This is a genomic window from Kitasatospora sp. NPDC023118 (assembly GCF_055560875.1).
The window spans coordinates 22101-43011 of sequence record NZ_JBVHHW010000018.1 but is presented as its reverse complement, the minus strand read 5'-3'; the positions used below and the strand labels follow the sequence as shown (position 1 = coordinate 43011).

The window sequence follows — 20911 nt, the reverse complement described above, 5'->3', positions numbered from 1 at the left end:
GCTCCGCCGTCCTCACGGTCGGCTGACCGGCCATGGCCCTCCCGGAAGGCCGAAGGCTCCACCACCTCGTGCTGCGCCTGCTGGCCGCCGCCGGACTCGCCGTGGACGCGGCCGTCCACGCCCGGCTCGCCGAGCGCTACGACGCCGTCGGCGACTCGCTCACCCAGGGCACGCTGTTCCGCGCCGAGGCCGCCGCCGCGAGCCTGGCCGTGGTCCTGCTGATCCTCTGGCGGCACCGGTCCGGCGACCTCTTCGCCTGGCTGGTCGCCGCCTCCGGGCTCGGCGCGCTGCTGCTCTACCGCTACGTGGACGTCGGCGCCCTCGGACCGTTGCCGAACATGCACGAGCCGGTCTGGTTCGGCGACAAGACGCTCGCCGCCTGGGCCGAGGGGATCGCCGTCGTCGCCCTGACCGTCCTGCTGCTCGGTCGCCGCCGTCGCTGGATCTGAGCGAGCACCGCCGCCGCCCGAGTGAACGGGCGGCGCGGCGGGGCGGCCGGGCCGGGGGCCGGGCGGGTGCGGGGACATGATCTCCGGGTTCCCGGAGGCCCTCACCGTCGGAGGCGGACATGCGGATCCTGCTCCTCGCCAGCGCGTTCAACAGCCTCAGCCAGCGGCTGCATGCCGAACTGCGCGACCGGGGCCACGCGGTGGACTTCCAACTGGCCGGTGACGACGATGAGTTGACGGACGCGGTTGACCGCCTGCGGCCGGACCTGGTGCTCGCCCCGATGCTGCGCACGGCGATCCCGCAGGACGTCTGGTCGGAGCTCACCTGCCTGATCGTCCATCCCGGCCCGCCGGGCGACCGCGGCCCGTCCTCCCTCGACCGGGCGATCCAGGACGGCCACGCCGAGTGGGGCGTCACCGTGCTCCAGGCCGAGGCGGAGATGGACGCTGGACCGGTCTGGGCCTGGGCCCCCTGCCGGCTGCCCGCGCTCGGCAAGAGCGACCTGTACCGCAACGAGGTCTCCGACGCGGCCGTGGCCGCCACGCTGCTCGCGGTGGAGCGCGTCGCCTCGGGCGCGTACGTGCCGCAGCCGCAGCACGGCCCCGGCTGGCGGGAGGCGGTGCGCACCCGACCCTTCCTGCGCCAGCAGGAGCGCCGGATCGACTGGGCGGGCGACTCCACCGAGGCGGTGCTGCGCAGGCTCCGCGCGGCCGACTCCCAGCCCGGGGTGCTCGACACGCTGTGCGGCGGCGAGTGGTACCTGCACGGCGGCCGCCGCGAGCCGGTGCTGCGCGGCCGACCGGGCGAGCTGCTCGCCACCCGGGCCGGCGCGGTGTGCCGCGCTACCCCGGACGGCGCAGTGTGGATCCCCGAACTTCGCCGCCGCCGCACGACCGGCGGGCCCGCCACGTTCAAGCTCCCGGCGGTGACGGCCCTCGGCGCCCTGCTGCCGCCGCTGCCGGAGGTGGCGGCGCCGCTGGTGCCCGGTGAGCACGACGGCCCGGCGTGGTCGGACATCCGCTACCGCGAGGACGGCCCGGTGGGCTTCCTGCGCTTCTCGTTCCCGGGCGGCGCGATGTCCACCGACCATTGCCGACGGCTGCTGGCGGCGTACCGCTTCGCCGTCGCGCGCCCGACCTCGGTGCTGGTGCTCGGCGGCGGCCGGGACTTCTTCTCCAACGGCATCCACCTCAACGTCATCGAGGCCGCGCCGGACCAGGCGGCCGAGTCCTGGGCCAACATCACCGCGATGGACGACCTGGTCGCCGAGGTGCTCACCACCACCGACCGCCTGGTGGTCGCCGCGGTCGCAGGGAACGCCGCGGCCGGCGGCGTGATGCTGGCCCTGGCCGCGGACGAGGTGTGGTGCCGGGGCGGTTCCGTCCTCAACCCGCACTACCGGCTGATGGGGCTGTACGGCTCGGAGTACTGGACGTACACCCTGCCGCGCCGGGTGGGCGCGGCGGCGGCCGAGCGGCTGACCCGGCAGGCGCTCCCGGTGTCGGCTGCGGCCGCCGAGCGGATCGGCCTGGTCGACCGCGTACTGGACTGCGGGCCGCAGGAGTTCGGGCCGAGCGCGGCCCGCCTGGCCGGGCTGCTCGCGGCCTCGCCCGCCACCCAGCGCCGGATCACGGCGAAGAAGGCCGCGCGCGAGGCCGACGAGCGGGCGAAGCCGCTGGACGCGTACCGGGAGGAGGAGCTCGCGGTGATGCACCGGCAGTTCTTCACCCCCGAATCGCCGTACCACGCGCTGCGGTCCGCGTTCGTCCGCAAGCGCCCCGCGCCCGCCGGGCCCGCCGCGCGGACGTGACCCGAACGGCCCCGCCCGCTTGCGTCCCCCCGGGGGACCCGGTCGGGCCTTTGGACCGGCGTTCGATCCGATCGGTTGCTATGACTGGTATTCGAGCCATTTCGTCCGGCTCCCATCCCCGAGGAGGCATCCTCATGGGTGCTGCAACAACCGACACCGACGTGGTGCACATTCTCTGGATCAACGCCGGCCTCAGCTGCGACGGTGACTCCGTCTCACTGACCGCCGCGATGCAGCCGAGCATCGAGGAGATCGTCACCGGCGCGCTGCCCGGCCTGCCCGAGGTCGCGGTGCACTGGCCGCTGATCGACTTCGAGTGCGGCCCGGTCCAGGGCGCGGACAACTTCGTCGAGTGGTTCTTCAAGGCCGACCGCGGCGAGATCGAACCGTTCGTCCTGGTCGTCGAGGGGTCCATCCCCAACGAGAGGATCAAGAAGGAGGGTTACTGGTGCGGCTTCGGCGACGATCCCGCCACCGGCCAGCCCATCACCACCAGTGAGTGGCTGGACCGGCTCGCCCCCAAGGCGACCGCCGTGGTGGCGATCGGCACCTGTGCCACGTACGGCGGCATCCACGCGATGGCCGGCAACCCGACCGGCGCGATGGGCGTGCCGGACTACCTCGGCTGGGACTGGAAGTCCAAGGCCGGACTCCCGATCGTCTGCGTGCCCGGCTGCCCGATCCAGCCCGACAACTTCGCCGAGACGCTCACCTACCTGCTCTACCAGCTGGCCGGCTCCGCGCCGATGATCCCGCTCGACGACAAGCTGCGCCCCGCCTGGCTGTTCGGCGCCACCGTGCACGAGGGCTGCGACCGCGGCGGCTACTACGAACAGGGGCAGTTCGCCACCGACTACGGCACCCCCGAGTGCCTGGTGCGGCTCGGCTGCTGGGGCCCGGTCGTCAAGTGCAACGTCGCCAAACGCGGCTGGATCAACGGCGTCGGCGGCTGCCCGAACGTCGGCGGCATCTGCATCGCCTGCACGATGCCGGGCTTCCCGGACAAGTTCATGCCCTTCATGGACCCGCCGCCCGGCTCGCGGATCTCCTCCGGCGCCAGTTCGGTGTACGGACCGCTGATCCGCCGGCTGCGCGCGATCACGCAGCGCGCCGTCGACAAGGAACCGAAGTGGCGCCGCACCGGCCGCCACCTGGCCACGGGCTACCGCCCGCCCTGGTGACAGGGCAGGGCCGCACACCGCCCCGGTGTGCGGCCCTGTCGACCTCCGCCCCGCTCGTAGACCCCGTAGACCCGTAGACCCCGTAGACCCCGTAGACCCCGTAGACAAGGACACGCAGACACGATGGCAACACCGACGACCAGGGCGGCCGGCGACGGCAGTGGCCTGACCGAGATGTCCTGGGACCCGATCACCCGGATCGTGGGCAGCCTGGGCATCCACACGAAGATCGACTTCAAGCAGAAGAAGGTCGCGGAGTGCTACAGCACCTCCTCGGTCTTCCGCGGCTACAGCGTCTTCATGCGCGGCAAGGACCCGCGTGACGCGCACTTCATCACCAGCCGGATCTGCGGGATCTGCGGCGACAACCACGCCACCTGTTCGGTCTACACCCAGAACATGGCGTACGGGGTGAAGCCCCCGCACCTCGGCGAGTGGATCATCAACCTCGGCGAGGCTGCCGAGTACATGTTCGACCACAACATCTTCCAGGAGAACCTGGTCGGGGTCGACTACTGCGAGAAGATGGTCCGTGAGACCAACCCCGGCGTCCTGGAGCTGGCCGAGCGCACCGAGGCCCCGCACGCCGGCGACCACGGGTACAAGACGATCGCCGACATCATGCGCTCGCTCAACCCGATCGAGGGCGAGTTCTACCGCGAGGCGCTCCAGGTCAGCCGGTACACCCGGGAGATGTTCTGCCTGATGGAGGGCCGCCACGTGCACCCCTCCACGCTCTACCCGGGCGGCGTCGGCACGGTCGCGACGGTGCAGCTGTTCACCGACTACCTGACCCGGCTGATGCGCTACGTCGAGTTCATGAAGAAGGTCGTGCCGCTGCACGACGACCTCTTCGACTTCTTCTACCAGGCGCTGCCCGGTTACGAGGAGGTCGGCCGGCGCCGGATCCTGCTCGGCTGCTGGGGCAGCCTCAACGACCCGGACCACTGCGACTTCACCTACCGCAACATGACGGACTGGGGTCGCAAGATGTTCGTCACCCCCGGTGTCGTCGTGGACGGCAAGCTCGTCACCAACGACCTGACGCAGATCAACCTCGGCATCCGGATCCTGCTCGGCAGCTCCTACTACGAGGACTGGCAGGGCAAGGAACTCTTCGTCACCCACGACCCGCTGGGCAACCCCGTCGACCCCCGGCACCCGTGGAACCAGCACACCATCCCGCAGCCGCAGAAGCGCAACTTCGACGACAAGTACAGCTGGGTGATGTCCCCGCGCTGGTTCGACGGCAAGGAGCACCTCGCCCTCGACACCGGCGGCGGCCCGATCGCCCGCCTGTGGTCCACCGCCCTGTCCGGGCTGGTCGACATCGGCTACATCAAAGCGACCGGCCACAGCGTCCGGATCAACCTGCCCCGCTCGATGACCAAGCCCGAGGTCACCTTCGAGTGGAAGATCCCGCAGTGGAGCAACGCCATCGAGCGCAACCGCGCCCGCACCTACTTCCAGGCGTACGCGGCCGCCGCCGCCCTGCACTTCGCCGAGAAGGCGCTCGACGAGGTCCGCGCCGGGCGCAGCCAGACCTGGGAGCGCTTCGAGGTGCCGGACGAGTCGATCGGCTGCGGTTTCACCGAGGCCGTGCGGGGCGTGCTCTCGCACCACATGGTGATCCGCGACGGCAAGATCGCCAACTACCACCCGTACCCGCCTACCCCGTGGAACGCGAGCGTCCGCGACAGTTACGGCACGCCCGGCCCGTACGAGGACGCGGTGCAGAATACGCCGATCTTCGAGGAGAACTCCCCGGAGAACTTCAAGGGCATCGACATCATGCGCACGGTGCGCAGCTTCGACCCCTGCCTGCCCTGCGGGGTGCACATGTACGTCGGCAACGGGCGCACCCTGCAGACCATGCACGTGCCCACCGGCCTGAGCGGGCTCACCGCATGACGGCCGAGCAGACCGGGCTGCGGATCCAGGAGGCGCTGGACGCCCTGGCCGGCAGCGGCGCCGAGCGGGCGGGCGAGCAACTGGTCCGCGACCTCATGGAGTTCTACGGCGAGGGCCTGGCCCGGCTCGTCCCGGCCCTTCCCCCGCCCGCCCTGGAACGGATGCTGGACGACTCCGCCGTGGCCGCCCTGCTGCTCCTGCACGACCTGCACCCCGAGGACGTCACCGCCCGGATCGACCGGGCGCTCGCCGCCCTGCCCGAGCGGATCGAGGTGCTCGGCTTCGAACCGGCCACCGGCACCCTGCGGCTGCGCCGGACCGCCTCCGGCTGCGGCTGCGGGGAGCAGGACGTCGAGGCCGCCCTCGCCTGCCACGCGCCCGAGGTGACGGCCCTGGAGCTGGAACGCGCCCCGCAACTGCTCCAGATCGGCACCCGCCCGCCGCTGCCCGCGGAGGCGCGGTGAACACCCGAAGGGTCTCCCGCGACGGGACCGCCCTGCTGCGCCGACTGCGCGAGCCGGCGCCGCCGCGGCCCGAGCAGTGCGCCTTCTGCGGCCGGGACCTGGCCGCCGACCACCGCCACCTGGTGGACGTCGAGGACCGTGCCCTGGCCTGCACCTGCACCGCCTGCGGCCTGCTGTTTCAGCAGCCCGGCGCGGCCGGCGGCCGCTACCGCAGCGTGCCGGACCGCTGCCTGGTCGACCCGGACGGCGCGGTGGACGAACGGGCCTGGTCGGTGCTGGGGATCCCGGTCGGCACCGCGTTCCTGTTCCGCGACGCCGTCCTGGACCGGCTGCTCGCCTTCTATCCCGGCCCGGCCGGCGCCACCGAGAGCGAGGTGGACGAGGAGGCCTGGGAACGCGCCCTCGGCGGCAGCCGGCTGGCCGCAGCCCTGGAACCGGACGTGGAGGCGCTGTTGCTGCGCCGCACCGACCGGCAGGTCGAGTGCTTTCTGGTGCCGATCGACCTCTGCTACGAACTGGTCGGCCGGCTGCGGCGGTGCTGGCACGGCTTCGACGGCGGGGCCGAGGTGCGGGCCGAACTCGATGCCTTCTTCGAGCGGTTGGCCGCCCGGGCCCGCCCGCTGCCCGCGGCGGTGACGGCGTGACGGCGCTCGGCTTCAGCTGCACCGGCGTGCGGTCCGACCCGTACGCGGCCGCGCCGACCCTGGTGTTCCGGCTGCGGATCACGGCGCCGGCCGACGTCCGGGTGCACGCCCTCGCCCTCCAGTGCCAGCTGAGGATCGAACCGGGCCGGCGGTCGTACGCCACCGGGGAGGGCGGGCGGCTGAGCGACCTGTTCGGCGAGCGGGAGCGCTGGTCGAGCACGCTCAACCCGATCCAGTTCGCCACCGTGCCGCTGCTGGTGCCCGGCTTCACCGGCGAGACCGAGGCCGACCTCGCGGTGCCGTGCGGCTACGACCTGGAGGTGGCCTCCGCCCGCTACTTCCGGGCCCTGGACGGCGGCGAGGTGCCGCTGCTGCTGCTCTTCTCCGGCACCGCCTTCGCCGGCCCCGGCGGCTTCCAGGTCACTCCCGTGCCCTGGGACCGGGAGGCCCGGGTGCGGATGCCGGTGCGGGTCTGGCGGGAGGCGATCGACCAGCACTTCCCCGGCTGCGGCTGGCTGCGCCTGCCGGAGGACGTCATGGACGACCTGCTGGCCTACCGCTCCCGGCGGGCCCTGCCGTCCTGGGAGGCGACGGTGCGGGAACTGCTGGCCGCGGTCGGGGAGGGGGCCCGGTGAGCGGCTTCCCCGAGGGGATCGAGCGCGGCTTCGCGGCCGCCCGGCAGATCGCCGACGCGGTGCTGCTGGAAGGCTATGTGCTGTACCCGTACCGCGCGTCGGCGGCCAAGAACCGGCTGCGCTGGCAGTTCGGCGTCCTGGTACCGCCGGAGTACACCAGGCAGGGCGGCGAGCACTCCCACCAGCGCACCGAATGCGTGATGGAGGCGCGCCGCGACGACCGGCTGGCGGTCGAGCTGCGCTTCCTGCGGATCCAGCGCCGCACCGTCGAACGGGTCTCCGCCACCGGCGGGTTCGAGCCCGTGGAGCGGCTGGAACTCGCCGACCGGGTACTCGTCGAATGGGACGAGGGCGTCGAGGAACGGATCGAACTCCTCTTGCCCGTCGACGAGTTGAGCGGCGAAGGAGTGCAGCAGGGGTTCCGGCTGCCGGGTGTCGGCGGCACGGAGCTGCTGCACGAGCACGGCACCGCCGCCGGACGGCTGCTGCGGCGGCGCGAACAGATCGACGGCCTGGTGCGGTTGAGGGCCGAGGAGCTGCCCGGCCCGTACCGGGCGCAGCGGCTGACGGCGGTGGTGGAGAACGCCTCGGACTGGACGCCGCACCTGCGGGCCCGGCGCGAGGAGGCGCTGCCGCGGTCCCTGGTCTCCGTCCACCTGCTGCTCGGGCTGGAGCACGGCCGGTTCCATTCGGTCACCGACCCGCCCGAGTGGGCCAGGCCGGCCGTCGAACACTGCCGCAACGAGCGCACCTGGCCGGTCCTGGCCGGACCGGACGGCGGGTCCCAGGTGATGCTGTCCTCGCCGATCATCCTGGAGGACCACCCGCGGATCGCCCCGGAGAGCCTCGGCACCCTGTACGACGCCACCGAGATCGACGAGATCCTGGCGCTGCGGACGGCGGCTCTGACCGAGGACGAGAAACGGGAGGCCAGGGGCACCGACGAGCGGGCCGGGGCGGTGATCGACCTCGCGGAGTCCATGCCGCCGGAGGTGCTGGAGCGCCTGCACGGGGCCATCCGCGGGCTGCGAGAGATCACCGGCGGCGCCGGCGACGCGGAGCAGCCCTGGTGGGACCCGGGCAACGACCCGCAGGTCGACCCCGAACGCGACCGGGTGCTGGTCGACGGCCACCCGGTCGGCGCCGGCAGCCGGGTGCTGCTGCGGCCCGGACGGCGGCGCACCGACGCCCAGGACCTCTTCCTGGACGGGCGCATCGGCGTCGTCGAGGCTGTGCTGCACGACGTCGACGGTTCGGTGCACCTGGCCGTCACCGTCGAGGACGACCCGGGCGCGGACCTGTGGCGGGCACAGGGACGCTTCCGCTACTTCCAGCCCGACGAGGTCACGCCGCTGGAGGAGTCGTGACGGGCGGGACCGTGCTGGTCGCCGGGGTGGGCAACATCTTCCTCGGAGACGACGGGTTCGGGGTCGAGACCGTCCGGCGGCTGTCCGCCCACCCGCTGCCCGAGGGCGTCGAGGTGGTCGACGTCGGCGTGCGCGGCGTGGACCTCGCGTACCGGCTGCTCGACGGCTACCGGACCGCCGTGCTGGTGGACGCCACCTTCCGCGGCGGGGCACCCGGCACCGTCTACCTCATCGAGGCGGCCGCCGAGCCGCTGGAGGTACCGGTGCTGGACGGGCACCGGATGGGGCCGGACGCCGTGCTCGCACTGCTCGCCACGCTCGCCGCCGGTACCGGCGACGAGCCGCCCGGGCAGGTGCTGGTGGTCGGCTGCGAGCCGGCGTCGCTGGAGGAAGGCATCGGGCTGAGCGAGCCCGTCGCCGCCGCCGTCGAGGCGGCGGTCCAAGTGGTCCTGCGGGTCGTGGACGAGGCCACGCAGCCGGAGAGGGAGACAACACCATGCTGAGGAAGCTGTTCTGCGCGGCCCTGTTGGCGGGGATCGGCACGCTGGTCTGGCAGAGCCTGCCGGATCTCAAGCGGTACGTGAAGATCTCGCGGATGTGAGGCCCGGATTGCTGCGAACGGTGCAGCCCCGGGCGCGGTGGCGGCGCGGCTTCGAGCCGCGGCCGCCACCGCCCCCTGTAATGGGGCCCGTTGCCGCCCGCCGTGGGAAGAGACCGATGCACGAGATGTCGATCGCCGCCGCCGTCGTCGAGCAGGTGGACGCGGCCGCGCGCGACCACGGGGCCCCCGGGGTGGCGCGGGTGCGGCTGCAGGTGGGCGAGTTGGCCGGGGTCGTGGCCGACTCCCTCGACTTCTGCTTCGAACTGGCCTGCGCCGGAACGCTGGTGGAGGGCGCGGTGCTGGACACCGAGACCGTCGAGGGGCGGGCCCGGTGCGCGCCCTGCGCCGTCGAGTGGGCCGTCGGCATGCCGCCCGACCTCGGCTGCCCGAGCTGCTCCGGAGGCGGCGGAGTCGAGCTGCTGTCCGGGCGCGAGCTCCAGATCCTCGCCGTCGAATGGGCCGGGCGCGCGGGCGCACCGGCGGAACAGAAAGGCTGACGCGATGTGCCAGACGGTCGACCTGCGCCAGGCGGTCCTCGCCCGCAACGACGACAGCGCCCGCGAACTGCGGACGGCGCTCACCGCCCGGGGGACGGTGGCGGTGAATCTGCTGTCCAGCCCCGGCAGCGGCAAAACCGCCCTGCTGGAGGCCGAGTTGGGGCTGGCCCGGCGGCGCGGGGTGGCGGTGGCCGCGCTGACCGCCGACCTCGCCACCGAGAACGACGCGCTGCGGCTGGCCCGTTCGGGCGCGCCGGTGAAGCAGGTGCTCACCGACGGGCTCTGCCACCTGGAGGCGCGGATGCTCGCCGGGCACCTGGACGGCTGGCTGCCGCAGGACTGCCGGCTGCTGTTCGTGGAGAACGTCGGCAACCTGGTCTGCCCGGCCTCCTACGACCTCGGCGAATCGCTGCGAGTGGTGCTGGCCTCGGTGACCGAGGGCGAGGACAAGCCGCTCAAGTACCCGACCGCGTTCGGGCTGGCCAACCTGGTGCTGGTGACCAAGGCGGACCTCGCCGCGGCCGCCGAGTTCGACGAGGCGGCGTTCCTGGCGAACGTCCAGCGCGTCAACCCCGGAGTGGAGGTGGTGCACACCTCGGCCCGGACCGGCGACGGCGTCGGGGCGCTGCTGGAACGGGCGCTGGCCGTGCTGGACGGCGCCGAGCCGCACCGGCCGGTGATGGCCGCCGCTTCCCGCGGGCACGGGCACTCGCACGGGGGTCACCACCACGCGGCGCAGGCGCCCCGGTGACGGCCGGCCACCTGGAACTCGACCGCGAGCGGCGGCGGGTCGCCGTCCGAGGTCTCGTGCAGGGGGTCGGCTTCCGGCCGTTCGTCTTCACGCTGGCCGTCGAACTCGGGCTGGCCGGCAGCGTCACCAACACCGGCGAGGGCGTGCTGGCCGAGGTCGAGGGCAGCCGGGAAGCCCTGGACGCCTTCTGCCTGCGGGTGGCCAGTGACGCGCCGCCGCTCGCCCAGGTGGCCTCGGTCGAGCACGCGCCGCTCGCCGCGACCGGCGACAGCGGCTTCACCATCACCCCGTCCCGCGCCGCCGGCCCCCGCGCCACCCTGATCCCGCCGGACGTCGCCGTCTGCGCCGACTGCCTGGCCGAACTCGCCGATCCGGCCGACCGGCGCCACCGGCACCCGTTCATCAGCTGCACCAACTGCGGCCCCCGGCACACCATCGTCACCGGCCTGCCGTACGACCGCGCCAACACCACCATGGCCGGCTTCCCGATGTGCGCGGACTGCGAGCGGGAGTACACCGACCCCGCCGACCGCCGGTTCCACGCCCAGCCCGTCGCCTGCCACGCCTGCGGGCCGCGGCTCGCGCTGACCGTCCCCGGAACCGCCGCGCGGGCGGGGGAGGAGGCGCTCACCGAGGCCCGCCGCCTGCTGGCCGACGGGGCGGTCGTCGCCGTCAAGGGCATCGGCGGCTACCACCTCGCCTGCGACGCGCGCCACGCCGAAGCCGTCGCCCTGCTGCGCCGGCGCAAGCGGCGTGGTGACAAGCCCTTCGCCCTGATGGCCCGTGACCTCGCCACCGTCGAGGGCCTGCTGCCGGTCGGCCCGGTCGAGCGGGAACTGCTCACCGGACCGGTACGGCCGATCGTCCTGCTGCGCCGCACCCTCCCGTCGACGCCCGAACTCGCGGCGGTCGCCCCGGGCAGCCCCGACCTCGGCGTGATGCTCCCGTACACGCCGCTGCACCACCTGCTCCTCGCCGCCCCCGGACCGGACCTCCTGGTGATGACCAGCGCCAACCTCTCCGGCGAACCGATCGTCACTGACGACCGGGAGGCGCTGAGCAGGCTCGGCCCGCTCGTCGACGGCTGGCTCACCCACGACCGGCCGATCCACGTGCCGTGCGAGGACTCCGTGGTGCGGGTGGTGGACGGCGAACAGCTGCCGCTGCGCCGCTCGCGCGGCTACGCCCCGCTGCCGCTCCCGCTGCCGGTGTCCGTCCGCCCGGTGCTGGCGGTCGGCGGCGACCTGAAGAACAGCTTCGCGCTGGCCCGCGACGGCTACGCCTGGCTGTCCGGGCACATCGGCGACATGGACGACCTGGCCACGCTGCGCGCCTTCGACCGCGCGGTCGAGCAGCTCGGCACGGTCAGCGGGGTGCGGCCCGAACTGCTCGCCGCCGACCGCCACCCCGGCTACCGCTCGGTCCGGCACGCCGAACGGACCGCCGCCGGCCGGCCGGTGCGCCGGGTTCAGCACCACCACGCCCACATCGCCGCGGTGATGGCCGAACACGGCCTGGACGGCGGTCGGCCGGTGCTCGGGGTGGCCTTCGACGGCACCGGCTACGGCGAGGACGGCGCGATCTGGGGCGGCGAGGTGCTGCTGGCCGACTACGACGGATTCCGCCGCCTCGCCCACCTCGGCTACGTGCCGCTGCCGGGCGGGGACGCCGCCGTCGAGCGCCCGTACCGGACGGCGCTCGCGCACCTGCGGGCGGCCGGGCTGCCCTGGACGCCCGGGCTGCCGCCGGTCGAGGCGTGCCCGCAAGAGGAACTACGGCTTCTGGACCGACAGTTGGAGCGCGGGTTGAACTGCGTGCCGACCTCCAGCATGGGCCGGCTCTTCGACGCGGTGTCCTCGCTCGCAGGGGTCTGCCACCGGGCCGGGTACGAGGCCCAGGCGGCGATCGAACTGGAGGCGGCGGCGGTCGGGTCCGGCCCGGCGGCGGGCTACGGATTCGGGCTGTCGGCGGCGGCGGACGGTTGGATCGCCGACCCCGGGCCGGTGCTGGCCGGGGTCGTGGCGGACGTGGCCGCCGGCGCTTCCGCCGGGCTGGTCGCCGCGCGCTTCCACGCCGGGGTGGCCGATGTCGTCCGGCGGATCTGCGTGGCCGCCCGGGAGGAGTGCGGCACCGCGACGGTGGCGCTCAGCGGCGGCGTCTTCGCCAACGCACTGCTCTCCTCGGCCTGCGCGAGCGGCCTCGGAGAGGCCGGCTTCACCGTGCTGCGGCACCGCCGGGTGCCGCCCAACGACGGAGGGCTGGCGCTCGGCCAGCTGATGGTGGCCGCCCGGTCGTCGGCCACCCGGGAGGAGTGAGAGCGGATGTGCCTGGCAGTGCCCGGCAGGGTGACGGAGATCGGGGAGCGGGACGGGACCCGGATGGCGGTCATGGACTTCGGCGGGGTGGTCAAGGACGTGTGCCTGGAGTACCTGCCCGACCTGGAGGTGGGGGAGTACGCGATCGTCCACGTGGGCTTCGCGCTCCAGCGACTGGACGAGGAGTCGGCCCGGCGGACCCTGGAGCTGTTCGAGGAACTCGGGCTCCTACAGGAGGAGTTCGGCGACCCGTGGGAGGCGGCGGGGGAGCGGGACGCGACACGAGCGGCTGAGGAGGCCGGACGGTGAAGTACCTGGAGGAGTTCCGCAACCCCGAGCTGGCGGAGGGCCTGCTCGCCGACATCAGGGCGACGGTCACCCGGCCGTGGGCGCTGATGGAGGTGTGCGGCGGCCAGACGCACAGCATCATCCGGCACGCCATCGACCAACTCCTGCCGGAAGAAGTCGAGTTGATCCACGGGCCGGGCTGCCCGGTGTGTGTCACCCCGCTGGAGGTGATCGACCGGGCACTCGCGATCGCCGCCCGGCCGGAGGTCGTCTTCTGCTCCTTCGGGGACATGCTGCGGGTGCCCGGCACCGACCGGGACCTCTTCCGCGTCCGCGGTGAGGGCGGCGACGTCCGGGTGGTGTACTCGCCGCTCGACGCCCTGCGGATCGCCCGCGAGAACCCGGACCGGGAGGTCGTGTTCTTCGGCATCGGCTTCGAGACCACCGCCCCGCCGAACGCCATGGCCGTCCACCTGGCCAGGAAGCAGGGCCTGCACAACTTCAGCATGCTGGTCTCGCACGTCCGGGTGCCGCCCGCAATCGAGGCGATCATGGACTCGCCGGACTGCCGGGTCCAGGGCTTCCTCGCCGCCGGGCACGTGTGCAGCGTGATGGGCACCGCCGAGTACCCGGCGCTCGCGGAGCGCCACCGGGTGCCGATCGTCGTCACCGGCTTCGAACCGCTGGACATCCTGGAGGGCATCCGGCGCACCGTACGGCAGTTGGAGCGCGGGGAGCACACCGTCGACAACGCCTACCCGCGGGCCGTCCGACCCGAGGGCAACCCGGCCGCCCGCGCCATGCTGGAGGACGTCTTCGAGGTGGCCGACTGCTCCTGGCGGGGCATCGGCGTCATCCCGCGCAGCGGCTGGCGGCTGGCGCCGCACTACCGGGACCACGACGCCGAGCACCGCTTCGACGTCGCGGGGATCGCCACCAGGGAACCGGCCCAGTGCCGGGCCGGCGAGGTGCTGCAGGGGCTGCTGAAGCCCCACCAGTGCGAGGCCTTCGGTACGGTCTGCACCCCGCGCACCCCGCTCGGCGCCACCATGGTCTCCAGCGAGGGGGCCTGCGCCGCGTACTACCTCTACCGGCGGCTGAGCACGCCGGCCGCGCCCCAGGAGGCGAGTCCCGTTGGCTGACACCGAGATGCTGGTGGAACAGTCGGCCGCGCCCGACTTCTCCGGCTGGAGCTGCCCGCTGCCGCTGCGCGACCACCCCCGGGTGGTGATGGGGCACGGGGGCGGCGGGGCGATGTCTGCCGAGCTGGTGCAGAACCTCTTCGCTCCCGCGTTCGGCGGGCGGGCGCTGGAGGGGCTCGGCGACTCGGCCGTCCTGGAGCTGGGTGGCGCCCGGCTCGCCTTCTCCACCGACTCCTACGTGGTGCGGCCGCTGTTCTTCCCCGGCGGCTGCATCGGCGACCTCGCCGTCAACGGCACGGTCAACGACCTCGCCATGAGCGGGGCCCGGGCGGCCTACCTGTCCTGCGGCTTCATCCTGGAGGAGGGGGTGGAGATGGCCGTGGTGGACCGGGTGGCCCGGGCGCTCGGCGCCGCCGCGCGTAGCGCCGGGGTCGAGGTGGCCACCGGCGACACCAAGGTGGTCGAGGCCGGGCACGGGGACGGCGTCTACCTGAACACCGCCGGCATCGGGCTCGTCCCGGCCGGGGTCGACATCCGGCCGCAGCGGGCCCGCCCCGGCGACGTGGTGATCCTCAGCGGGCCGATCGGGCTGCACGGTGTGGCGATCATGAGCGTTCGGGAGGGCCTGGAGTTCGGCGTCGAGGTGCGCAGCGACAGCGCGGCGCTCGGCGGGCTGGTCGAGGCGATGCTCGCGGTGACGCCTGATCTGCACGTGCTGCGCGACCCCACCCGCGGCGGGCTGGGCGCGTCGCTCAACGAGATCGCGGCGGCGGCCGGGGTGGGCGTGGGCTTGAGCGAACGCGCCGTCCCCGTCCCGGATCCGGTGGCCAACGCGTGCTCGGTGCTGGGCCTGGACCCGATGTACATCGCCAACGAGGGCAAGCTGGTCGCCTTCGTCCCGCGCGGCGAGGCCGACGCCGTGCTCGCCGCGATGCGCGCCCACCCGCTCGGCGCGGAGGCGGTGGTGATCGGCGAGTGCGTCGAGGAGCACCCCGGGATGGTCGTCGCCCGCACCGGGTTCGGCGGCACCCGGGTGGTCGACCTGCCGATGGGCGAGCAGCTGCCGCGAATCTGCTGACACCGGCTCGGGCGGGGCGTCGACGGCGGGTGTCGTCGGCGCCCCGCCCGGCTCGGCGCCCCGCCTGCTTCGACGTTGCTCAGCCGAGCAGGGCGTCGCCCAGCAGCAGGGCCACCACCAGGGCGGCCAGGAGGGAGTACCGCCAGTCGCCGTGATCCGGCGCAGCGCACCACCAACGCCGCCGCCCAGGTGTGCGGTGCCAACGGGCTGTCCGACAAGATGCCGCTGGCCCGGTTGGCCGGGCCATGAGGGGGGATCAGCGCAGGCCGGCGAAGAGGTCGTTCTCCGGTACGGCCGCGCCGGTGGTGTCCTGCACGCGGACGAAGGTCTCCACGCCCATCAGTTCGGTGAACCGCTCCTTGCCCATCCGCAGGAAGAAGATGTTCTCGCCCTGGCTGGCGTGTGCGGCCAGGGCGTCGAACTTCTGGCCGCCGAACTCGGTGGTGTCGACCCAGGTGGTGATCTCCTCGTCGGGGAGCCCGATCTCGGGCATCGCCTCCGCCTCGGCCGGGTCCGCCCCGGTCTCGGCCGGGTCTGGCTCCTCCCAGTCGGAGCCGAACTCGCGCATGAGCTCGCCGAAGCGCTGCATCGTCGAGCGCGGCGCCGTCGTCCAGTAGACCTTCGGGGTCATCCCGGTCAGCTCCAGGGCCGCCATCGTGATGCGGTTGGCCTGGATGTGGTCCGGGTGGCCGTAGAAGCCGTTCTCGTCGTAGGTCACGACCACGTCGGGCCGGTAGTGCCGGAGCAGTTCGGCGAGGCGGGCGGCGCCCTCCTCGACGGGCGTCCGCCAGAAGGAGCCGGGCGCGTCGTTGGCCGCCCAGCCCATCATCCCGGAGTCCGCGTAGTCCAACGTCTCCAGGTGGCTGACCTTGAGGACGTCGCAGCTCGCCTGGAGTTCCTCACGGCGCATCGCGGCGACGGCCGCCGCGTCGTGCCCGGGCTCGCCGGGCTTGACGCCTCCCGGTCCGTCACCGCAGGCGCCGTCGGTACAGGTGACGAGGACCGTACGGATCCCCTCCGCCGCGTACCGTGCCAGCACACCCCCGGTTCCGGTGGCCTCGTCGTCGGGGTGGGCGTGCACCGCCATCAGCGTCAAGGGCCGGTCAACCATGGAAACCATCCTCCGGTCTGAAAAGTGCTCGGCCCGAGTCTGCGGTATACGGGCGGCCGATCGCCAGCGAAATCGGGGCGATGTGGCGAGGCGCTACACCTCGAAGCTGACCAGGGTCGGCGTGTAGCTGTGCCCGGCCGTGACGGCGGCCGTCACCTGGGTCCAAGTGGTCATGTCGATACAGGTCTTGGGCAGCACGGTGGTGGTGCCGGTGGTGTTGTCGGTCAGGGTCGCGGTGGCCCAGTCGTAGGCGACGGTGTCGGACGTGGTCATCCGGCACGGGATCGCGTTCGGACGCTCAGAATGGCGCACTTTCGCCGCTTCGCTTCCGGCTGACGCTGACGCGGGCCTGACCAGCACAAACACTGATGGCCGACGAGGATCTCTGCCCTCGTCGGCCATCAGTGTTGATGGAGGTCAGTCTCGCGCTTTCACGATCGGGGCTGTCCGAGGCGTGATCAAAAGAATGAGGAGTGCCTCTGACCTGGGACGATGGGACTTGTCTAGGGTCCTGGTCGTCGTCAAGAAAGCTGCACTCCTCAGGTGAAGAAGCGTAGCGGGTCGTACCCGCGTGTCCGCGTCGAGGGCGGTGGTCGCGGGGTGGTCTCGCAGTCCGGCGCCGTGCTGCTGGTCGAGACCGCCCGTAAGATGGGGCTGGACACGGCGATATCGGCGGCGCTGGCGCCGTGGCGCAAGGCGCGGGCGGTCCGTGAGCCAGGCAAGATCCTGCTGGATCTCGCGCTCGCCGTGGCCCTGGGCGGGGACTGTCTGGCCGATGTCGTGGTGCTGCGGGCGGAGCCCGCCGTGTTCGGACCGGTGGCCTCCGACCCGACCGTCTCCCGCTTGGTCGACACCCTCGCCGCGGCCGGGCCCCGTGCGAGTGAACGTCCTGTGGGCGATGATCCGCGACGGAGCGTGCTACCAGGCAACACTGCCAGTCACGACGGCGGCTTGACAACGGCATTGGGATGTTCTCTACGCTCAGTGATCACGAAGGACGGCCGTGCCCGCGCTCCCATCGTGCCTGCTCGAACCCCTCTGGGACCAGTTCGCTGCCTTCTTGCCTGCTCGGGCGGAGTTCGTCACGGACCACCCGCTGGGCTGTCACAGGCGTCGGATTGCCGATCGGACGGTCTTCGAGCATGTCGTGCTGGCGCTGGTCCATGGCTCCGGTTACGAGCGCGTCTCCACGCCCGGATGCTCCGACCGGGCGATCCGACGTCGCCTCAGGAGTGGGCTGAGCAGGGGATTTCCGAGAAGGTGCACGCCCTCGCCCTGGAGGCGTACGACCGCATGATCGGTCTCGGACTGGGTGAGATCTCGGTAGACGGCTGCATCACCAAGGCTCCCCTCGGCGGCGAGAAGGCGGGAAGATCGCCGGTCGACCGGGGCAAGCAGGGGCTGAAGCGCTCGGTCGCTTCGGATGCTTGCGGCGTTCCGCTCGGGATCGTCTCCGACGGAGCCAACCGGCACGACTCGCCCCTGCTCGGACCCACCCTGGAAGTGGCGAAGACGCAGGTTGGTCCGCTGCCGGAAACGGTCAACGTCAGCCTCGATCGCGGTTACGATAGCGCCAAGTCCCGTGCGCTGATAGCCGAGTTGGGATTCACCGCCGAGATCGCGCGCAAGGGTGTGCCTGCTCCGATTCAGGCCGGCAAGCGCTGGGTGATTGAGCGCACGCACTCGTGGATGAACGACTACGGCAAACTCCGGCGCTGCACAGAGAAGATCGGCAGCGCCGTGGACTTCTATCTCTACCTCGCCGCCGCCATCGTCACGCTCCGCATGCTGATCCGCCGAGCGACGAGTCGCTATCGCTGGGACGGTTGCCCCACCACCCTACGCCTCAAGTGATCCATTTGCCGGTCGGTCTAAGGCCTCTAGCATTTTCCTTAGGAGGCGTGATCGAAACCGAGCCGATCGGGGCGATCAGCGGCAACTTGTCCGACCATCGGTGTGCTTGCTCAATGTCGCCCTCGTAGGCGCGGTCCGACGCGACTAAGATCGGGAGAGCCGATTGGGAGAGCAGGTGCATCCCCATGCGTCCGACGTCTCGAATCGTCAGCACTGTCGCCGGCCTGGCCGTCGCCCTCGGTGGCCTCGTCATGTCCGCCCCGGCCGCCCACGCGGATCTGGGGGACTGCACCGCATACCTCCAGCAGCACGGTTACGAGGTCACGGACGTGGCCCGGACGGCGTGCTATTACGGTCTGGTGGGCAACCACGGCGGGTGTGTCAACGCACTGACGCCGCTCGGTATCCCCACCGCGGCCGCGACCGAGGCGTGCAACCGGGCCGCAGCCGCAGCGTAGGAGTCCGCCGCCACCTCGTCCCCGACCTGGGCAGAACGCGGGACTGCCCTCCCACGGCCTGGCCGGTAGGGCTTGGCCGGGTAAAAGCGGCTCTTCTGCTCCATCTGTGGGTCGCTTCGGAGAGCCTGACGCAGTGCACGCCGCTCCCTGTGCGGATCTCGAGGTGTCGAAGCCCGAGATCGAGCACGCAGGAGAAGCGGCGTGCGGTTCACCACGGTATTGAAGCGGTTGGTCGGATGCGAGCAGGCGGTGCCGGAAGACACCTGGTTCGACGAGGAAGCGCAGGTCATGGTGGTCGCGGTGCGTCCGAGGTCACGGGCGCGTCGCCGCTGCGGGATCTGCCGCAGCCGCAGCAACGCGAACGCGTTCGTCACACCCAGGTACGCCAGTCGTAGCAGCACGGGCGATCATCATGTCGCGGAGCTCGCCGGCTCCGCCAGAGCGCCTATCCGACTGACGAGGGCGGCACTTGTGCACCCTGCCTCCCACCAGGCCGGATGAGGTTCTCGGCAAGGGCAGGGATGGGCTGTACAGGACGGTCAAGGAAGCCAGAACCTATACGCGGCTCGCGGCGTTGCGGTTCTGAGGTCACAACGGCTGCGGGCCGCGCCGACTACCTGCTGTATCTGGACACCAAGCTCGTCGGCGTTATCGAGGCCAAACACGAGGGCGCCGATCTGGCAGTCGCCGAGCGCCAGGCGGTCCGCTACGCCGCAGGCCTGACGGCGAGCCAAGATCTGCAAGCCTGGACGCGCCGGTCGGTCGCCGCTTCCCGCCAGGAATTCGCCCGGGCCGGGCCGGACCGCTGACGTACGCTCGGCGCCCAACGATCTTCATGCCGACGATCCTCAGATCCGACCTTCCTCGGACCCGACCTCGGATCCGACGCGGCGTGGACACCCGAGCCCCGCAGTGCCCGGGTGTCCACCGGCCGGTCGGGGGAGCGACGACGGACCCTACGCCCCCGGGGCCTGGTAGGTGCGGAAGGTTGAGGCGGTCTCCGGCCAGTTGGCCTGCTGCCAGCTCCGCAGTTCCGGGTAGGTCGCGTGGGCGGGCACGACCACGAGGCGCTCGTCGAACCACCGGGTGAGGAACTCGCGCCGGTCGCGCACCTCTTCGCGGGTGCGCCCGCTCAGCATGACCTGCCCGACGCCCTGGGTGGTGTCCTCCACCGCGTCCCCCGTCCGGAAGCCGTACGGGAGGTCGAGCCGCACGTGCTCGACCCCGGGCAGGGCGCGGATCTCCGCCGGGGCGGGGTAGCCGACCAGGACGCCGGGCCGATTGGCGAGGAAGATGGTGCTGACGCTCTCCGGGCGGACGGAGGGCTCGATCCCGGGGTCGACCCCCTCCGCGCACCGGATGGCGGCCTCACCCAGGTCCACGCCGAACTTGAACTCCACCGACTCCGAGATCAGCCCGCCGCCGGTGCGGGCGCCGCACTCGCCGAACAGCAGCCGTCCGGTGTCCGGCTGGTGGAAGAGCTCCATGTGGAACACGCCGCGCCGCAGGCCGAGGGCCCGGAGTGCCGCCGTCACGACCGGCCGCGCGAGGGCGAAGGCGGCCGCGTCCTCGGTCGGGTCGAAGCGTTCCAGCTGAAGCACCCGGTTGGCGTCGACGGCGGTCAGGCACGGCTCCAGATAGGTGCCCACGCTGAGGAACCGGAGCTCCCCGTCGAACACCACGCCGTCGGCCATCCACTCCTCGCCCGGGGTGAACTCCTCCAGGACGAAGGTGCGTTGCGGAACGCCGCGGCGCCGGTACTCCGCGCAGGTCGCGATCAGGTCGGCCCGGCCCCGGACGACCGAGGTGTTCCGGGTGCCCGCTCCGGCGATGGGCTTGAGCACGGCTCGGTCGAAGTCGGGAACGGCGGACGGGTCCAGATGGTGGATGTCCTCGATGACCCATGAGCCGCCGACGTCCAGGCCGGCCGCCGCGACGAGCTGCTTCTGCAGCCACTTGTCCCGGAAGTTCGGGGCGATGTCGGCCTCCACGGCCGTGGGAAGGCCCAGGACCTGGGCCAGTGCCGCGCTGGTGACCAGCGCCTCCTCGTCCGAGGTCTGGAGGAACCGGAACCGGCGGTCGGCGACTCCGGTCCGGCGCAGACCGAGGAGGATGCTCTCGATGCTGGTCGGATCCTCGGCGAACACCCCCACCGCCCCGTCGGGGAGCTTCAGGTAGCCCCAGTCGTTCAGGTGCGGGCCGTGCACCACGTACGGGGTGATCCCGTTCCGGAGGCAGGCGCGGATCGCGTACGCGTCCGTACCGATGAGCAGGGCCGAGGGCTGGTCCTGGGGCAAGACTTCTCCTTCGTTCGTTGGGGGGCCGGGAGGCGGGGATTCGAGGACGGACCGAGG

General features: G+C 72.4%; 20 protein-coding genes and 2 pseudogenes. 19 read left to right on the top strand and 3 right to left on the bottom strand.

Features of this window, described 5'->3' with window-relative positions; genetic code table 11:
- Positions 1-32 precede the first annotated feature (32 nt).
- The 16 genes from ACZ3UD_RS23460 to hypE all read left to right on the top strand — a co-directional run bounded on the left by ACZ3UD_RS23460 (position 33) and on the right by hypE (position 15134).
- Positions 33-449 carry a hypothetical protein gene (locus ACZ3UD_RS23460; protein ID WP_465590895.1) on the top strand — a complete coding sequence of 139 codons (417 nt, stop codon included), beginning with the start codon at positions 33-35 and terminating at the stop codon, positions 447-449.
- A 119-nt stretch (positions 450-568) separates the two neighbouring features.
- A complete protein-coding gene (locus tag ACZ3UD_RS23455; protein WP_465590892.1) occupies positions 569-2260 on the top strand; it encodes an enoyl-CoA hydratase-related protein in 1692 nt (563 codons plus the stop codon).
- 134 nt (positions 2261-2394) lie between these two features.
- A complete protein-coding gene (locus ACZ3UD_RS23450; protein WP_465590889.1) occupies positions 2395-3441 on the top strand; it encodes an NADH-quinone oxidoreductase subunit B family protein in 1047 nt (348 codons plus the stop codon).
- 123 nt (positions 3442-3564) lie between these two features.
- On the top strand, positions 3565-5352 hold the full coding sequence (locus ACZ3UD_RS23445; RefSeq protein ID WP_465590886.1) for a nickel-dependent hydrogenase large subunit: 1788 nt from the start codon (positions 3565-3567) through the stop codon (positions 5350-5352).
- Positions 5349-5816 carry a thioredoxin gene (locus tag ACZ3UD_RS23440; protein WP_465590883.1) on the top strand — a complete coding sequence of 156 codons (468 nt, stop codon included), beginning with the start codon at positions 5349-5351 and terminating at the stop codon, positions 5814-5816. Before ACZ3UD_RS23445 ends, ACZ3UD_RS23440 begins: the two co-directional genes overlap by 4 nt.
- Positions 5813-6460 (top strand): DUF5947 family protein, encoded by a 648-nt coding sequence (locus ACZ3UD_RS23435; RefSeq protein WP_465590880.1) that lies wholly within the window; start codon positions 5813-5815, stop codon positions 6458-6460. The genes ACZ3UD_RS23440 and ACZ3UD_RS23435 overlap by 4 nt, the downstream gene beginning before the upstream one ends.
- On the top strand, positions 6457-7095 hold the full coding sequence (locus ACZ3UD_RS23430; RefSeq protein ID WP_465590877.1) for a DUF6084 family protein: 639 nt from the start codon (positions 6457-6459) through the stop codon (positions 7093-7095). The genes ACZ3UD_RS23435 and ACZ3UD_RS23430 overlap by 4 nt, the downstream gene beginning before the upstream one ends.
- Entirely contained in the window at positions 7092-8462 is a 1371-nt protein-coding gene (locus tag ACZ3UD_RS23425) for a hypothetical protein (RefSeq protein ID WP_465590874.1), read from the top strand. Before ACZ3UD_RS23430 ends, ACZ3UD_RS23425 begins: the two co-directional genes overlap by 4 nt.
- Entirely contained in the window at positions 8459-8965 is a 507-nt protein-coding gene (locus ACZ3UD_RS23420; protein WP_465590871.1) for a hydrogenase maturation protease, read from the top strand. The genes ACZ3UD_RS23425 and ACZ3UD_RS23420 overlap by 4 nt, the downstream gene beginning before the upstream one ends.
- A complete protein-coding gene (locus ACZ3UD_RS23415; protein WP_465590869.1) occupies positions 8959-9063 on the top strand; it encodes a DUF6893 family small protein in 105 nt (34 codons plus the stop codon). The genes ACZ3UD_RS23420 and ACZ3UD_RS23415 overlap by 7 nt, the downstream gene beginning before the upstream one ends.
- Positions 9064-9179: 116 nt before the next feature.
- Positions 9180-9560, top strand: coding sequence for a hydrogenase maturation nickel metallochaperone HypA/HybF (locus tag ACZ3UD_RS23410; RefSeq protein ID WP_465590866.1), 381 nt, complete (start codon positions 9180-9182; stop codon positions 9558-9560).
- 4 nt (positions 9561-9564) lie between these two features.
- Positions 9565-10311, top strand: coding sequence for a hydrogenase nickel incorporation protein HypB (gene hypB / locus ACZ3UD_RS23405; protein ID WP_465590863.1), 747 nt, complete (start codon positions 9565-9567; stop codon positions 10309-10311).
- Positions 10308-12626: a carbamoyltransferase HypF gene (hypF, locus tag ACZ3UD_RS23400; RefSeq protein ID WP_465590860.1), complete on the top strand. Its 2319-nt coding sequence runs from the start codon at positions 10308-10310 to the stop codon at positions 12624-12626. Before hypB ends, hypF begins: the two co-directional genes overlap by 4 nt.
- Before the next feature lie 6 nt (positions 12627-12632).
- A complete protein-coding gene (locus tag ACZ3UD_RS23395) occupies positions 12633-12935 on the top strand; it encodes a HypC/HybG/HupF family hydrogenase formation chaperone (protein ID WP_465590858.1) in 303 nt (100 codons plus the stop codon).
- Positions 12932-14056 (top strand): hydrogenase formation protein HypD, encoded by a 1125-nt coding sequence (gene hypD / locus ACZ3UD_RS23390; protein WP_465590855.1) that lies wholly within the window; start codon positions 12932-12934, stop codon positions 14054-14056. Before ACZ3UD_RS23395 ends, hypD begins: the two co-directional genes overlap by 4 nt.
- A 7-nt stretch (positions 14057-14063) precedes the next feature.
- On the top strand, positions 14064-15134 hold the full coding sequence (gene hypE / locus ACZ3UD_RS23385; RefSeq protein ID WP_465591263.1) for a hydrogenase expression/formation protein HypE: 1071 nt from the start codon (positions 14064-14066) through the stop codon (positions 15132-15134).
- A 256-nt stretch (positions 15135-15390) separates the two neighbouring features.
- Here hypE and ACZ3UD_RS23380 read toward each other — a convergent pair whose 3' ends face one another.
- The gene (locus ACZ3UD_RS23380; protein ID WP_465590853.1) at positions 15391-16245 is read right to left on the bottom strand and encodes a PIG-L family deacetylase; all 855 of its coding nucleotides are present in this window, start codon (positions 16243-16245) and stop codon (positions 15391-15393) included.
- Between the two features lie 93 nt (positions 16246-16338).
- Entirely contained in the window at positions 16339-16518 is a 180-nt protein-coding gene (locus ACZ3UD_RS23375; protein WP_465590850.1) for a hypothetical protein, read from the bottom strand.
- Between the two features lie 270 nt (positions 16519-16788).
- On the opposite strand from ACZ3UD_RS23375, the pseudogene ACZ3UD_RS23370 reads away from it, so the two are divergent.
- The 3 genes and pseudogenes from ACZ3UD_RS23370 to ACZ3UD_RS23360 form a co-directional block, all read left to right on the top strand.
- Positions 16789-17106, top strand: a pseudogene (locus tag ACZ3UD_RS23370) (transposase); the annotation flags it as partial.
- A 142-nt stretch (positions 17107-17248) separates the two neighbouring features.
- Positions 17249-18099, top strand: a pseudogene (locus tag ACZ3UD_RS23365) (IS5 family transposase).
- A 185-nt stretch (positions 18100-18284) separates the two neighbouring features.
- Complete coding sequence (locus tag ACZ3UD_RS23360; protein WP_465590847.1) at positions 18285-18557, top strand: hypothetical protein; 273 nt, start codon at positions 18285-18287, stop codon at positions 18555-18557.
- 956 nt (positions 18558-19513) lie between these two features.
- On the opposite strand, the gene ACZ3UD_RS23355 is transcribed toward ACZ3UD_RS23360, so the two are convergent.
- Complete coding sequence (locus ACZ3UD_RS23355) at positions 19514-20854, bottom strand: hypothetical protein (protein WP_465590844.1); 1341 nt, start codon at positions 20852-20854, stop codon at positions 19514-19516.
- Between the last annotated feature and the right edge of the window lie 57 nt (positions 20855-20911).